This is a genomic window from Methylophilus sp. Q8, assembly GCF_000800115.1.
In the GTDB taxonomy this organism is placed as follows: domain Bacteria; phylum Pseudomonadota; class Gammaproteobacteria; order Burkholderiales; family Methylophilaceae; genus Methylophilus.
Genome location: NZ_JUHE01000001.1, coordinates 1687254 through 1703140 on the forward strand (window position 1 = coordinate 1687254; position 15887 = coordinate 1703140).

16 protein-coding genes are annotated in these 15887 nt (G+C 43.6%); 7 read left to right on the forward strand and 9 right to left on the reverse strand.

Annotated features, from left to right (window positions below; translation table 11 throughout):
* Window positions 1-130: 130 nt before the first annotated feature.
* The 3 genes from GQ52_RS08260 to GQ52_RS08270 all read right to left on the reverse strand — a co-directional run bounded on the left by GQ52_RS08260 (window position 131) and on the right by GQ52_RS08270 (window position 2670).
* Entirely contained in the window at window positions 131-457 is a 327-nt protein-coding gene (locus GQ52_RS08260) for a copper-binding protein (protein WP_052179068.1), read from the reverse strand.
* 144 nt (window positions 458-601) lie between these two features.
* On the reverse strand, window positions 602-1996 hold the full coding sequence (locus GQ52_RS08265; protein WP_292781904.1) for a heavy metal sensor histidine kinase: 1395 nt from the start codon (window positions 1994-1996) through the stop codon (window positions 602-604).
* Window positions 1993-2670: a heavy metal response regulator transcription factor gene (locus GQ52_RS08270; RefSeq protein ID WP_047516687.1), complete on the reverse strand. Its 678-nt coding sequence runs from the start codon at window positions 2668-2670 to the stop codon at window positions 1993-1995. The genes GQ52_RS08265 and GQ52_RS08270 overlap by 4 nt, the downstream gene beginning before the upstream one ends.
* A gap of 294 nt (window positions 2671-2964) precedes the next feature.
* Between GQ52_RS08270 and GQ52_RS08275 the strand changes: the two genes are divergently transcribed.
* The 4 genes from GQ52_RS08275 to GQ52_RS08290 are packed head-to-tail and all read left to right on the forward strand — an operon-like array spanning window position 2965 to window position 7336.
* Window positions 2965-3354, forward strand: coding sequence for a hypothetical protein (locus GQ52_RS08275; RefSeq protein ID WP_047516690.1), 390 nt, complete (start codon window positions 2965-2967; stop codon window positions 3352-3354).
* A gap of 52 nt (window positions 3355-3406) precedes the next feature.
* Window positions 3407-4561, forward strand: coding sequence for a DUF2231 domain-containing protein (locus tag GQ52_RS08280; RefSeq protein WP_052179071.1), 1155 nt, complete (start codon window positions 3407-3409; stop codon window positions 4559-4561).
* Window positions 4551-5933, forward strand: coding sequence for a TolC family protein (locus GQ52_RS08285; RefSeq protein ID WP_047516698.1), 1383 nt, complete (start codon window positions 4551-4553; stop codon window positions 5931-5933). The genes GQ52_RS08280 and GQ52_RS08285 overlap by 11 nt, the downstream gene beginning before the upstream one ends.
* A 2-nt stretch (window positions 5934-5935) precedes the next feature.
* A complete protein-coding gene (locus GQ52_RS08290) occupies window positions 5936-7336 on the forward strand; it encodes a multicopper oxidase family protein (protein WP_047516701.1) in 1401 nt (466 codons plus the stop codon).
* A 75-nt stretch (window positions 7337-7411) separates the two neighbouring features.
* Here GQ52_RS08290 and GQ52_RS14225 read toward each other — a convergent pair whose 3' ends face one another.
* The 6 genes from GQ52_RS14225 to GQ52_RS08320 form a co-directional block, all read right to left on the reverse strand.
* Window positions 7412-7906 (reverse strand): DUF305 domain-containing protein, encoded by a 495-nt coding sequence (locus GQ52_RS14225; protein WP_235273071.1) that lies wholly within the window; start codon window positions 7904-7906, stop codon window positions 7412-7414.
* Window positions 7907-8328: 422 nt separating this feature from the next.
* Window positions 8329-8799 carry an arsenate reductase ArsC gene (locus GQ52_RS08300; RefSeq protein ID WP_047516704.1) on the reverse strand — a complete coding sequence of 157 codons (471 nt, stop codon included), beginning with the start codon at window positions 8797-8799 and terminating at the stop codon, window positions 8329-8331.
* Between the two features lie 16 nt (window positions 8800-8815).
* On the reverse strand, window positions 8816-9862 hold the full coding sequence (gene arsB, locus GQ52_RS08305; RefSeq protein WP_047516707.1) for an ACR3 family arsenite efflux transporter: 1047 nt from the start codon (window positions 9860-9862) through the stop codon (window positions 8816-8818).
* Complete coding sequence (locus GQ52_RS08310; RefSeq protein WP_047516709.1) at window positions 9863-10321, reverse strand: ArsI/CadI family heavy metal resistance metalloenzyme; 459 nt, start codon at window positions 10319-10321, stop codon at window positions 9863-9865. It lies immediately after the preceding gene.
* A complete protein-coding gene (locus GQ52_RS08315) occupies window positions 10318-10659 on the reverse strand; it encodes a helix-turn-helix transcriptional regulator (RefSeq protein WP_047516712.1) in 342 nt (113 codons plus the stop codon). Before GQ52_RS08315 ends, GQ52_RS08310 begins: the two co-directional genes overlap by 4 nt.
* Before the next feature lie 405 nt (window positions 10660-11064).
* A complete protein-coding gene (locus tag GQ52_RS08320; protein WP_047516715.1) occupies window positions 11065-12753 on the reverse strand; it encodes a phosphoethanolamine transferase in 1689 nt (562 codons plus the stop codon).
* Between the two features lie 231 nt (window positions 12754-12984).
* On the opposite strand from GQ52_RS08320, the gene GQ52_RS08325 reads away from it, so the two are divergent.
* The 3 genes from GQ52_RS08325 to GQ52_RS08335 all read left to right on the forward strand — a co-directional run bounded on the left by GQ52_RS08325 (window position 12985) and on the right by GQ52_RS08335 (window position 15885).
* Complete coding sequence (locus GQ52_RS08325) at window positions 12985-13350, forward strand: hypothetical protein (protein ID WP_047516718.1); 366 nt, start codon at window positions 12985-12987, stop codon at window positions 13348-13350.
* 66 nt (window positions 13351-13416) lie between these two features.
* Window positions 13417-14694 carry a TolC family protein gene (locus GQ52_RS08330; protein WP_235273074.1) on the forward strand — a complete coding sequence of 426 codons (1278 nt, stop codon included), beginning with the start codon at window positions 13417-13419 and terminating at the stop codon, window positions 14692-14694.
* A 9-nt stretch (window positions 14695-14703) separates the two neighbouring features.
* Entirely contained in the window at window positions 14704-15885 is a 1182-nt protein-coding gene (locus tag GQ52_RS08335) for an efflux RND transporter periplasmic adaptor subunit (RefSeq protein ID WP_047516724.1), read from the forward strand.
* Window positions 15886-15887 lie beyond the last annotated feature (2 nt).

Here is a 15887-nt window from a genome sequence, read left to right on the forward strand (position 1 = left end):
CAGAGCACACTGACGCCAGTACTGGACTAGAGGCCAGTATCAGTATCAACAGCATGGTCGTTATGCGCATCAGCTTCATATAGTTGCCGAATATAGCAGTCAAGTTACATTCCAACAAGTGTTTGGGTCGTTATTGTTTCAGGCTGGTGATAACGTAATCTTGACCAGATGGAGCAAGTGTAAATGTCACGTTGTCACCTATCTTTACTTTGTCGAGTAACGCTTTCTCTTTGACCTTAAATTCCATATTCATCGCCGGCCAATTCAAAGCTGGGATTGGCTCATGTTTGAGTCTAATTTGATTGGTGGATTTGTTGATAGACATCACCTTACCCTTGCCAGTGATTACCTTTTCTGAAACCTTTTCAGACGACATAGGCATATCATCCATGGTAAAGCCGGGAATTGCTATTGCGCTTGCAATCAGAACAAACACACTTGTAATGATTTTTTTCATATTTAATCCTTGTGATCTCTAATTAATGGGGGTCTTTCAATACAATGTTACACATCATTGATATTCCTTGGCATCTGAGGAACACGGTCATCCTAAAGCTTTCCATAATGGTAAGGTCAAGAGGCATTTTCGACGATTGTTAGATTAGCCTTTGGTTAAAGTGATTTCGAACCTAGTCGAATGTTGATCAGAAACGACACGAATTTTGCCTTGATGAGCTTCGATGATTGATTTTGTAATTGCCAGCCCTAAGCCTGCGCCATCGCTGGTTTTCTGTCGGGATGGATCTACGCGATAGAAACGGTTGAACAACAAAGGTATATGTTCCGACGGGATCTGCTCTCCTGAATTCTCAACCGTCAATGTCACCAAATTTGGTTGGGTTTCAATCCGAACTATGACTTCACTATTTTTTAAAGTGTGTCGAATCGCATTAGAAAGAAGATTGCTTAGAGCTCTTCTCAACATCAACTTATTGCCTTTAGTGGTTGCCTCTCCCAATACAGTCAGCACCACATTTTTCTCTTCTGCCACCGCTTCATAAAACGCAAAAAGTTCATTTACCTCATGCGCCAAATCAATTAATTCTGTATCTGGAACAAGTTGACCATTATCAGCTTTGGCCAATAACAACATGTCTGAGATCATGCGAGCCAGGCGTTTATACTCCTCCAGGCTTGAATATAGTATTTCCCTATACTCGTCAGCAGAACGCTCACGTGACAGCATGACCTGAGTTTGGGTCATCAAGTTACTAATCGGAGTCCGTAATTCGTGAGCAAGATTAGATGAGAATTCCGAAAGACGCTTAAAGGAGCTTTCTAGCCGTGCCAACATATCATTAAAATCGAGCGCTAACCCATTCAACTCAAGTGGAACAGATTCAAGGGGAATACGCTCTCCTAAATGACTTGCAGAAACACCTCTGGTCACTTCCGCCATTTCACGAACAGGGGCAAGACCACGCCTAGCAGCGAACCAGCCTAATAGAATGGTTAAGACAATACAGGCACAAATCGCTAACCACAGGTTGCGATGGAATGCTGCCATGAACTCTTGGTGATGTTCTATATTAGTGGCCAAACCAATTAACATTTTTGGCTGCCCTGGTATGTCAGTGGCGGCATATGCAGATAGGCCTCTATACATTTGAACATCATGATTCAATATCACCATTTTTGAATGTTGAGATGATATTTTTGATGTCAACCTGCTCATCAGGTGATCGGTCAATGCTTTATCTGTCGTTGAAAAAACAAGGTGTTGTTTTGCGTCCAGAATGGCAGCAAATAGACCTGCATGACCAACAAGCGCGTCATTTAACTTACCGGGTAATTCAGTCATATCCATGTCAGAGTGGACATTTGCTAAAGCATGCCTTATGAGCTGAAGCTTTCCTTCAAGCTCAGTTTGGTCCATATGTTCAAAGTGTGACTCTACTAGTGAGTCAACTAATAGCCCGATCAAAAGCAAAACTATAGTTGATGCTGTCGAGAAAAACAGAGTTAGCCGAAAGGTAATCGATTGCGGGCGCATCATTTTTCAGGGGTTTCTAAAACATACCCCATCCCTCTTATGGTCTGGATGAGCTTGGGTTCAAAGTCATCGTCCACCTTCATACGCAGGCGTCGCATGGCGACTTCAATGACATTGGTATCGCTATCGAAATTCATATCCCAAACTTGGGAAGCAATGAGCGAACGTGGCAGTACCTCACCTTGGCGGCGAAGCAATAATTCCAGTAATGAAAACTCTTTGGATGTAAGTTCGATTCGTTTACCTGCTCGGCTGACTCGTCGGCGTAATAGGTCCAACTTTAAATCGGCAGCTTCCAATACTTCTGCCTCTTTGATTTTACCGCGCCTTAATAGCGTTCTGACACGTGCAAGCAATTCAGAAAAATCAAATGGTTTAACCAGGTAGTCATCGGCACCTAATTCCAACCCTTTAACACGGTCTTCAATCTGATCACGTGCGGTAAGAAAGAGGACAGGCATTTCTTTGCCGATTTGCCGCACAGTCTTCACAACTTGCCAGCCATCCATGCCAGGCAACATGACGTCAAGAATAATTAAATCGTAATCTTCTGTCATCGCCATATGCAAGCCATCGATGCCATCGCGCATGATATCAGTCACAAATCCTGCTTCGGACAAGCCTTGTTTCAGGTAGTCTCCGGTTTTGGTTTCATCTTCAATAATCAGGATTTTCATATGCAATTTGCACCGAGCTTAATGCTATCAATTGTGCATGAGATTTAACGGCTCTGGCAAAGATTACAAAGATGTAATGCGCTAGTCATCAATCAGTTATGGAACATCTATCAATATAGGCATTTTTATGATGTCAGCTTTTGTTCGCACTAGACAGCATGACAAGTTTGTAATATTGCCGTCAGGTTGTGGTCAACAAGCCCAGCGCAAAATGGTAACTGTCATTTCAATGCCAAATGATAAGAAGTAAAGCTCAAGGCATAAATACTTAAATTATTTAAGAAAGGCTTCAAGATGAATAAGCAAACTTTGAATCGTATGATGATCGTGATTGCACTTTGTGCTGCAGGCTTCTTTTCACTCGCAAATGCTGGCATGGATGAAGCTCAACGCCAGCTTATCCAACGTGTCACCCAGGCAAAGCAAGTCCAACAACAAGCACAGGCAGCCAAAGGGGCCGAACGGCAAAAACTTTTAGACAACCATATGAAATTAATGCATGAGAATATGGATACCTGCCGGTCTATGAAACAAAAAGCAGGCATGACCGAAAAAGAGCGGGATGACTGGTTTGCCGAGCACCAAAATATCATGAACCAAATGATGGATCAGATGATGACTGATTATCATATGGTAACCGAATTAAATGGCAGCTCTGCAGAATCCGGTACTCATAAACACTAAATCTCACCAGGCCAGCCTACAACAGGCTGGCTATTAGTTCACGAAAGTTGTTATGGCATTCATTGAAAGACCACACGGGGCAAGAGTCAATATCACTTACTCTTGGTTTAAATATATCTTATCGGCCGCAAGTGTCATTCTGTTATTGTCCGGTCAGACGAGCGCCGCCGGGGATAGTCAATCCGAACAGTCATATCAGTCTGCGTTTGATGATTACAAAGGTGACACTGAACAAAAACGTACAGATTGGATGGATGCCAATACACCAACTTCAAGTGGTCACGCAGGACATGACATGCGCAATATGCCATCTAATGACTTGTTAGGCATGGATCACTCGCAGATGAACCATATGGACCATTCGCAACATGGCACAGAAAAGTCCTCTCAGAAAAATCAATTAGCCAAAAGTAATGTAGGCCAACCAATGAATATGGATCATGCCACTATGCATGATCATAGCCAGCATGAGCACGTGAATTCACAAGCTCACGCTAAAGAGTCACCAACATCCATGAATGAGTCTATGCCGCAAGAACATCAACATGATGACATGCCAGCAATGGAAACGCATTCAGCAGAGCAAACGGAGCCTAATAGTGAACATAACAACCATGATCATGGGAGTCATAACCATGAGGATCAAACAAATTCGGCAGATAACCAGCCTGATTCAAAGCCCTCCACCCAAACTACAGGGTTTGAAATAATCCCCAATGTACATCCGGCAATTGTGCATTTTCCGATTGCATTGACACTCGTTGCATTTTTGCTGGGTTTGATCGCCTACCTTACTCGCCGGTACGCCATTACAGAACATTTTTCGGTGGCCTCTCATATGAGTTTATGGCTCGCTGCATTGGGTGCAATAGGTGCAGTTATTTTTGGCTGGTTGGCTTTCAATTCTGTTAACCATGATGAAGGAGGCCATCTGGCCATGCTGACTCATCGGGTGTGGGCGATCCCAACTGCTCTAGGTCTGGTTGGAGTCGCAGTGTGGGATATCGCTAAGAACGGCTTCAAAAAACCAGTATCTCTGTTTATGGTAATTCAATTATTGGTACTGTCGATTGGTATTAGTGTCACTGCTTGGTTAGGTGGTGAAGTGGTTTATCGTCACGGTATTGGCGTGTTATCTATACCCGCTACTTCAGGTACTGGCCATAGTCATCAGCATGGTACAGAAGGAGCTCAGCATGAACATTAATGATACTGCATTGAAGCATAAAGGAATATTGCTAGCGCTTGCTTCGGTGTTCGTATTAACCGGATGTGCGACGTTCACTAAAGACGGTGGTTTTGACAATGTACAGCAGATCGCCAAGAAACAACTTAAACAGGAAATTGCTTGGCCTAAATCTGAAAAGGAACATGAAAAGATCAATGAGCGTGTCCAGTCATTACTATCCCAGAAAATCAACGCGGATGCCGCTGTCCAGATTGCACTACTGAACAATCGAGGCTTACAGGCTGCCTTTTATGATTTAGGTATATCGGAGGCTGATTTGGTACAGGCCGGCAGATTGCCTAATCCACGCTTTTCAATGTTGTATGCCAAAAATGATGGCGAGTACAAAATCGAACAGGCCTTCACGTTTAACATTTTTTCTTTGATTACCATGCCAAAAGCTGTGGAAATTGAAAAGCGGAGATTTGAGCAAACTCAGAAGTCTACTGCCATGGAAGTGCTTAAGTTGGCAAACCACACCCGAGCTGCATATTTCAATGCAGTAGCTGCTGCTGAGCTCACCCGATACAGCGAACAGGTGAAAGAGTCAGCTGAAGCTAGTGCCGAGCTGGCTAAACGAATGTTTCAAGTGGGTAACTGGAATCAGATACAACAAATGCGTGAGCAAAGTTTTTACGCAGATGCTGCATTAGATTATGCCAATGCCAGAAACAAACAGGTCAAAGCCTATGAGGCTTTGGCCCGGCTATTGGGTGTATCAGTTACAGAACTTCACTTGGAAGAGAGGCTGCCAGATTTACCGAAGACCATTAATGATTTACAGCCTTTTGAGCAGAGTGCATTTGATCAAAGACTGGATTTGCAGGAGGTTCGTTTGGAAACGGAGGCCGTCGCTAAACAACTCGGACTTACCAAAACCACACGTTTTATCAATGTACTCGAAATCGGCCCGGCTAGAGTGCTAGAAGGTAAGCGTAGTGATCCTTATAAAAAAGGCATCGATCTTTCTTTTGAAATTCCACTTTTTGATTGGGGAACCGCCCGTGTAGGGAGAGCAGAAGCCATTTATATGCAGGCAGTGAATCGGACGGCACAAACTGTCATCAATGCGCAATCAGAGATCCGTGAATCCTATAACACGTATCGAACTTACTATGACACAACCAAACACATCCGCGATGAAATCGTGCCTTTGCGCAAGAAAACCCTGCAGCAGAGTTTACTCAGATATAACGGCATGCTTACCAGTCCGTTTGAGTTGTTTGGTGACGCCCGTGCGCAAGTTCAAAGCGTCAAAGGATACATTGAATCATTACGCGACTTTTGGGTGGCTGACGCTGCGCTACAAGCTACTTTAGTGGCAAGTCCTCAAATGATGGAAGGTCAATAAGCATGAGTAATCCAGGTTTAAACAGAAGAAGTTTTTTTAAATATGCAGGTCTCGGGATGGCGGGTGTTGCGATCTCTAGCGTCAGCAAAGTTGCAATGGCTGCGCTGCCCGAAATAGTAACTAGTGATGCGGCCACTACTCAACCCCCACTACATCCTACGACCGGTAGACCTTATAATCCCGTGGTCACATTAAATGGCTGGACACTGCCATGGCGTATGAACAATGGAGTTAAAGAATTTCATTTGGTAGCTGAACCTGTTGTGCGTGAAATTGCACCTGGTATGAAAGCACACCTATGGGGCTATAACGGCCAAAGTCCTGGGCCAACTATTGAGGTGGTGGAAGGCGACCGAGTACGAATATATGTTACCAACAGGCTTCCTGAGCGAACCAGTATACACTGGCATGGTCAACGTTTACCGAATGGCATGGATGGAGTAACTGGCTTGACGCAACCTGCGATTGAACCCGGTAAGACATTTGTCTACGAATTTGAAGCAAAACGTCCTGGTACATTCATGTACCACCCACATGCTGATGAAATGCTGCAAATGGCAATGGGCATGATGGGAAGTTGGGTGACACACCCTAAAGACCCGAATTTTATGCCGGTTGACCGTGACTTTATCTTCTTGCTCAATGCATATGATATTGAACCAGGCAGTTACACGCCAAAAACCAATACCATGCTGGATTTTAATCTTTGGACGTGGAACAGCAGAGCATTCCCAGGTATCGATTCTATTGTTGTTGGCAAAAATGATCGCGTGCGAATCCGGATGGGCAATCTAACCATGACCAATCATCCCATTCATATCCATGGACATGAGTTTGAAGTGACAGGCACTGATGGTGGATGGATACCAAAAACGGCTCGTTGGCCTGAGGTTACGACCGATGTGGCGGTTGGTCAAATGCGGGCGATTGAATTTATTGCAGATGCGCCGGGCGACTGGGCATTCCACTGCCATAAGAGTCACCACACAATGAATGCGATGGGTCATGATGTCCCCACCCTGATTGGAGTGAAACAAGGAGACCTCATCAAGAAAATAGGGAAATTGGTACCTGACTACATGCCAATGGGCGAAACAGGCATGTCAGAGATGACTGATATGGCTGAGATGATGGATATGCCTATTCCCGAAAATACCTTGCCTATGATGATGGGCACAGGCCCATTTGGTGCCATAGATATGGGTGGGATGTTCACTACTGTTAAAGTCAGAGATGGACTGAAGCGAGATGATTACAAAAATCCAGGAAATTATAAACATCCGGCGGGCACTGTGGCTCATGCGGTGGATAGAGAAGCGCCACCGATTGAGCGTAAGAATACAGTTAGTACAAATGATGCAGACGTTAAGGTTAGAAAGCCAACAGGCCACTCAGGGCATTAACTGATTTGGGTAGTATATGGTTGGTTTTAGTCGGTTGAAAGACGCTACACAGGCCAATCATATGCTCTAGAATCGTTACTGATTCCGCTTCAGGTCTGTTATATAACCTTTCATTTCATCTATCTCCTTGCGCTGCGCTTCAATAACTTCGTCCGCCAATTTCCTTACTCTAGGATCAGTTATTCTTGCCCGTTCACTAGTTAATATAGCAATCGAGTGATGAGGAATCATCGCACGCATGTATGCAACATCATCGACTGTAGTCTGACTTCGTACTAACCACAGTGACACCCCAAAAACGAGGACGCTAGTCCCTAGAATGAGTATATTGATTTGTTTGTTGGGGTACATATTCCACATGAAAGCTAGCATAACAAATGCCATGGTCGCCCCCATGATCAGTGCCATGTATGCTCTAGTTTCACTAAAGAAAACATGATCAACCGAATAAACATTCAGATACATTAGCCCAAACATGACAATTGTGCCTACCACAATCATTAGAACAAATTTTGAGTATTTCATTGAACCCATCGGGTGGTTGTGATGAGATGCAGTAGAGTTTTGCATTGGCTTCTCCTGGTCAGTTGTCTGATTTAAGAGATGACATGGTTTTAAGTGATGAGTTCAAGATCTTTGCCGTCATAAAATGGCATGGAGATTTTAAGCTGAGAGTCTTTTAAAAAAAATTTTTAGAAAGATGAGGTCAATTAGTTGCTCGGCAGTGGAATGCGTGGTCACATGAATGAAATACGCCCCATCGTAGTGATGCGAACTTCTCTTCGGCTACTCCCATGCGGGAGGCGATAACACAAATTCCAAAACCAACAAACTTGCCAGTGATCATCAACGGCATACCATTTAACAAAGCATCGCGACCTGCGGTTAACTCATGACCTAAAACGCTATAGAGTCCCTAGCAGCAGCACTGCTAACAAACGATATAGTGTTTTAGACTTTAATTAGTGGCCCATGAAGCACCATAGGAACGTTCAAATATTACCAATGAGCTGTAACTCTTGCTTAAGTCTCTCTTTATCATTCAAGATGTCTGGACTTAAGTTAAGAAATGCCTCAATCCTCTTGCGAAGTATTGAATAAGCCTGAACGAATGAAGCTTCTATCTCAGCATCTGTGCCTGTTGCTTTGGCAGGATCATCCACTCCCCAATGCGCTCTTAAGACATTTCCCAGATAGGCCGGACAGGTTTCCCCTGCTGCATTACTGCAAACTGTAATAACGATGTCTGGGGTCACCGGCAGGCTATCCCATGACTTGCTATAATAGCCTTCTGTAGATATGCCTTCACGCTTTAACAATACAATAGAACGTGGATGCACCTCGCCTGTAGGCTGGCTTCCGGCGCTCATTGCTTTCATGCCTGTTGGTGCCAGAGCATTGAATGTTGCCTCAGCCAAAATTGAACGGCATGAGTTACCTGTACATAAAAATAGAATATTCATTGATAGCTTTCGATTATTAGGCACTCTCGTACCAATGACGGCTACGATTCACAATTGCGATGACTGACAACATGACAGGCACTTCAATCAGCACACCTACAACGGTAGCTAGAGCGGCGCCTGAATTAAATCCAAAGAGTGCAATAGCCGTTGCGACAGCCAACTCAAAAAAGTTTGAAGCACCAATCAGCGCGGATGGAGCAGCTACGCAGTGCGCTACCTTAAGTTTTTTATTCAGCCAGTAAGCCAGCATAGAGTTGAAATACACCTGGATAATAATAGGCACTGCTATCAGGACAATAACGATGGGCTGGGCAAGTATTTGCTGGCCTTGAAAACCAAAAAGCAAAATTAAGGTTGCCAGCAAAGCGGACAAAGAAATAGGCTGAATACGCTTAAGTAATGCATCAAGTGATTTTGGGCGGCCAGACAATATTACCTCTCGCACAAATTGGCTGATTACCACAGGTACAATAATGAAGAGTACTAGAGACAGGAAAAGCGTGTCCCATGGCACAACGATATTCGAGAGGCCTAATAACAACCCTACAAGTGGTGCAAAAGCGAACAGCATAATGGCGTCATTGAGTGCAACCTGAGATAACGTAAACTTGGGTTCACCGCCACACAAGCCGCTCCAAACAAAAACCATAGCCGTGCATGGGGCAGCAGCTAAGAGAATCAGTCCGGCTATGTAACTATCAATCTGGTCTGCGGGCAACAAGTCACCGAAAACATGACGAATGAATACCCAAGCGAGTAAAGCCATAGAGAAAGGCTTTACTATCCAGTTGATGAACAAAGTAACACCTATCCCTTTGCTGTGGGCCAAGACGTCTCCCATGGTCTTGAAGTCGATTTTTAGCAGCATCGGGATAATCATTAACCATATTAGGGCAGCTACAGGCAGGTTGACTTCTGCAATCTTGAGACTTCCAACAGCCTGAAAGAACTTAGGAAAGGCTTCACCTAATCCAATCCCGACCAGAATGCATCCAAGAACCCACCATGTCAGGTTGCGCTCAAAGCTGCTTATTGAGTTTGGTTGAGTGATGGCATTCATTTAGCAACACTGCTTTCTAGTAGCAAACTCTACTTTCTGGGCAGCGGGCACACAACATGCAGCGCTAGGCTCAGTTGTCTCTTGGCCGCTAAATGTCGGAGCACTGTCTAAGGTCCGATAGGTTTCCCAGGCAATCCCCGAAGGGTCTTGTACCCAATGCTTATCTGACTTAGCGTAGCAGCAAGTCGTGCCTTCTTCAGTAAGCAAGCTCAGCTCAGCCTTATCTAAGCGGTCTTTGATTTCTTCAAGCTCTGACTCACTCTCAACCTGAATACCAATATGGTCTAGGCCAGCTTTAGCGCCACGTTTGCTAATCGCAAAATTGACTAGAGGATCATCTAACATCCACTTGGCATAATCCGGTTTCGATACTGTGGGCGAAGCACCAAACAGATTGCTATAGAAACCTACACTTTGATTGATGTCATCAACGGAGATGTGCAAATGCATACGTTTCATGGTTCATTTCCTTTCTCTTGATTGCAGATTGTTATATCAGGACAGCACTCGTTCACACCTGCACAGCAATTTTCAGTGAGGTAGGCAAGTAAGCCATTCATTGCGGCATAGTTGGCGGTGTAGTAAATGAATCTACTAACCTGGCGTGAGTCAATCAGTCCGGCATGGCTTAGCTCTTTAAGGTGAAATGAGAGAGTGCTGGGCGGAATATTAAGCTTCTCTCCAATGCTTCCCGCTGGCAGCCCTTCAACCCCCGCTTGAACAAGCAAGCGAAATATCTCTAAGCGAGCCTCTTGGGCAATTGAAGAAAGTTGCGTCACTGCTGATTTGATGTCCATGTATTCTATATTTCCATAATTATGGAAATAATGCAACCATTAGATGGTTTGAATGAAGCAGAGGATTAATCAAAATCAGTAGTAATGTAAAAACAAAATACAACAACGGTGAAGTCGATTTTTATGTGATTATCGCTAAATCGACATTTCAACTGACATCCCCAAAGTCACACTCAAAATTAATTTCCAAGCTACCAGGTTACGCTGCAAGTGGGGTACAAGTGTGTTGGTACGTTCTATGGGTGCCTTTACTATATTACGTCACCTACCTTCTAGAGGTAGGTAATTTAGATTACATACATCAAATAATGGATGGTTGATGAGGAATCATTGCACGCATTTATAGGTATTAAAAAGACTAATAGATGACAACGATTAGACTCGGACAATACCTATAGGTAAAACTTAGCTGGTAGAGCCTTGATCTTCAACTGCAATTACATCGTGATCTAATGAGTTGTATAGGTGTTTAGCTGACTCCACATAAGGCATACAAACATTCGAGCGGAAGTCATATGCTACTAGTAAAGAGCAAAAAACATCATCATGGCTAAGCGCAACATTTTTGTGTTGTCTTAAATGACTTTGGGGAAAGGATGAGGTATTACCTGTCCAAACGATGAGCGGAACTCTAGTCTGTTCTTTGGGAGCAATCATCACCGGCGCTGCATGAAGATACATTCCGTATTCCCCAAGCGATTCACCATGATCTGCTATATACATCATTCCAACATCATAGTTTTCTTCATAGGGTTTCAAAAACTTAATGACCTCTGACAAAAAGTAATCGGTGTACAAGATTGCGTTGTCGTAAGCATTGTCGATTTCCTGTTTAGTGCAATCCTTTAGCTCTTTGGATTTACAAACAGGACTAAATTTCTCAAAGGCAGCCGGATACCTTCTGAAGTATTCTGGGCCATGATTTCCCATTTGATGTAACACAATCAAAATGTCTTTATCACTTTTAGACTGAATATGCTTATCAAGACCATCAAGCATTCCAACATCTCTGCACTCAGGGTCGCAGATGGGATTTAAGGTCGTAGATTGAAAATCTTGGTATTTGACTCTCAATGCAACCCCTTTTGAGTCAGAGTTGTTATCTCTCCATAGTACGTCGATACCATTTCTGGCAAGCACATCAATGACATTTTCCTGATTCACTGCAGCTTTCTTATCGTAATGTCTTTTACCCAAGGATGAAAACATACAAGGAACCGAAACACCTGTTGAAGTGCCGCAAGATGAAACATCATCAAAACTAATTACATTGGCTTTAGCCAGATTGGGATTCGTTAGCCGTTGATAGCCATTGAGGGAGAATCTGTCAAATCTGGCAGTTTCACCAACTACCATAATCACTAACTTATGTTTATTGCTGGTTGTAGAGGTTTTTACAGCGTCTTCTGCAATCTTTTTGAGAGGTGTATTGCGTGCTTCATAAACATTAGCTTCTTGATTCAAGTACTTGTATGAAGAATAAATAGAGTAAGTTGGATTTGCATAAAATCTCACAATTTTATGTTCTCGAATGAACGACGCATAACCCGCGGTAAATGGCATCACGACTATTAGGGTGGTTAAGCTTAAAGTTGCTACAGTTTTGAGTCGCCCTTTGATTTCTTGATTAAATGCTCCTGCCTTTGGAAAGGACTTAATAACGAAATACGCTGGTAGCAATCCAAATAAAATCAATCTCATTAATAGTTCGATACTAATTAACCCTTGCAGCTCTTTAAGATCAGTTTGAGCTACGTTATCCATCATAGTGTGATCAATGACCACTCCAAAGCTATCCATAAAATAAGCATTAATGGAGGAAACAATTATTAACAAGGCTAAAATCCATTTGGCAGATTTTCCAATGCAAAGAATTTGGAAAACAATTGCGATCGTAGCAAAAAAGAAAATAACTAAGGAAATTAGAAAAGGTAAGTTATGGAAATTGAATGGGTAAGTCTTTAGGAGGTTTTGGAAAAGAGAAAGGTTATCAGTCACCATGATAAATAACGAACCTGCCAAAATCCACGTTGTTTGTGTATTTGGTAGAAAACAGTATTTTGCAATCCGAGTTTTGAAAGTACTTAAGAGCATTTGGCTCATTTTCTATTGATATCATTATCCACAAGCAAGCCGGATGCCAATTCATAACATACTGATAATTAATAATTTATTTAAATATTCTGTTCTGAATGCTGCAATTTTTGCAGGACTTTTATTTTTCTTCTGCAATTTTTGCAGAACTGTCAAATTTCATTAATGCCTTACAATCGTTACATACGACTAATTGACTAATTGACTAATTATTGTTAGATTTGAAAGGGCATGTATCAAATTCTGAAAAAATTTATGGTTTTTCTTGCACTGGTCTCAGTAATGAGTTCATCAGGGTGGGCTTTTTCGCCAGAAGTTTTGTTTGATGATGCCACGACGTCTCAAGCCATAATGCAAGATGTACACTTGATTAATAAGTCGCATGTCAATTCCATTTCGGATAATGGGAATGTGCCAATGCCGGAGCAGTTCTGTAATCATGCTTGCCATATCTCTGCGCACATGACGGCCATTGAAACCAGTGAAATTATTAATTCACTACCAGAATTAGATTCAACGATTTTCAAAATCGAATCTAAAGATCAATTCACTAATCCTGTCCTAAAAAGTCTCTACCGACCTCCTGAACTCGCTTAATCAATTTTTCTAAGATGCTGCTTTATTCGGCATCTTGATCATTGATCTAACGAGAAAGGTCTTCCCGTGTTTGAATCATCTTTTAAAAGATGGCTATTGCTTTCAATAGCTTTCTTGTCAGCCCCATCTATACAGGCGGAACCGTTAACATTGGACGCAGCTTGGAATATCGCTGCCCAGAACAATCCCGATCTGAAGCGCATGATCGCCAACCAGAGTATTCCTGCCGGCGAGTTTCAGGATGCATCCGGTCCACTTTATTACAACCCAACGATGAGTTTGGAAGCCAGAACACGCCGAATTGCGCAAACAGGCGGTTCAGACCCGTATCGCGGTGAGTATGGTATTGGTGTTTCCCAGACTTTTGAGATTGCAGGCCAACAAGGCTTCCGTAGACAAGCGGCCGAAGAAAGCAAAACGGCCATTAGTCAGGATATCGCTGAAGAGTACCGGCTCTTGCATGCACAATTAGAAGAGCAGTTCATCAACGTACTTGCGCTACAAAAGCGTATAGACGTTGAAAGGCGCATTCTCAAACTCATCGAACAGAACACCTCACTCTCACGTAAACGGGTTAGTGCCGGCGAGGATAGTTTGCTTGATGGGAATCTGGCCATCGTGGACGCAGAGCGCGCAAGAAATCAGCTGATCTCCCTCAATGAGCAATTATTGCGCGCAAGAACTCAACTGGCTGCAACACTGCAGCTTAATGCAAATGACTTTCCTGAAGTCATGGGCGAGTTAACGCCAAATCAAACGCAATATACGCTGCAGGATCTTTTCAGTAAGCTAGATACACGGCCAGGCATCCAGGCACTTACCAGTAAAGAAGCTTCGGCACGTTCTCGTTTAGAACTGCAAAAGAGCATGCGTTACCCAGACTTAACTGTGAGCCTGATCAATACGACCGAGGCTAGCCTGGCTGGTAGCGACAATATCTCTTCGATTGGTGTATCTATGCCTTTGCCTATTTTCCGCCGAAATGCAGCGGGTATTGGTCGGGCGTCAGCTGAACTCACTCAATCTGAAATCAATCGGGCCTCTGGTACTCGTAATGCAAAAGCGACTGTAGAGGCGGCATGGCTGCGTCGTGAAAACATCAAAGACCGCGTCAGACGCTTGAATAGCGAGGTATATCCAAAGCTTGAAGAGAACCTGAATTTATCTAAGTTAGCGTTTGAAAACGGTGAAATTGGTCTGCCTCAGTTGTTAATCGTTCAACGACAAGTCGTTGATGCTCAGCGGGATATTATTGACGCTCAGAAGGAGCTTCGCCTTGTGCAAATTGAGCTGGAATACATCTCAGGCTGGTTATCCCCTGTCGCTGCGGCCAATCAATACTAGGAAATCAAAATGCTAAAGTTCTTCAAAAATTTATACGTCGTAGCGCTGGCATGCTCAGTCATCATTTTCTTGCTACTTTTAAGCGGGTGCAGCTCAAAAAGCAACCAAGCTGCAGAAGCAAAAGCAGAACCTTCAACAGTTGCCACAGAGGCCAAGACTGACGAAGACTTAATCAAATTGAGTAGCACAGAAATTCAGCAAAGCAGTGTCACTATTGCTAAAGTCACCAAGCAACCCATACAGGATCAACTCAGTTTTACGGCTAATATTCTGGCCAATCAGAACAAGCTGGCGCACGTGACACCCCGTATTGAAGGCAAGCTGTCTAAAGTCATTGCCAATCTTGGGGACCATGTCAAAACAGGCCAGACCTTGGCTGAAATTGACAGTATCCAGATGGGTGAAGCTCGTGCCCAATTCAGAAGCTCTAAAACTGATCTAGCGCTCGCCCAAGCAAACTTCGACCGTATATCCAAGCTGTATGAGGATAAGGTTGTTCCACAAAAGCAATTCATCGAATCACAGTCAGCATTGGAGCGAGCTAAATCGGCACTTTATGCAGACTCCGAAAGGTTGAGAATGTATGGCGGGCTGGGGCAGCCGAGTGGTTCTACTTACGTCTTGAAAGCACCATTCAATGGCATTGTGATTGAGAAAAATGCGGTCATTGGTGAGTTGGCTAATCCAGCAGATACCATCTTCACGATTGCCGATATGTCCACAGTCTGGATTGATGCTGATGTCCCCGAGCGAGACTTGCGATATCTTGAGGTCGGCAAAACAGCGAGTGTAACCGTGACTGCTTATCCTGATGAGGTCTTTACCGGTAAAGTAAGTTATCTATCCAGTGTCGTAGACAAAACCACGCGTACGGTGAAGGCACGTATCGAGCTCCCAAATGCAGATCAAAAACTCCGCATTGATATGTTCGCCAAGGTTGTGCTGGACCATTCTGGTAGCAAAGAAGTCTTGGTTGTGCCTAATACCTCCGTCGTGATGGTACAAGGCATTCCAAATGTCTATGTCAGCGAAGGTGGCGGTTTCAAAGCAAGAGCGGTCGAACTAGGTGATCGATATAACGAGTACGTCGAAATTAAAACTGGGCTGAGTGAGGATGAAAGTATCGTTCAGACCGGTGTATACGCGCTTAAAGCTCGACAACTCAAATCACAAATCAGTGATGAGCACTAGGA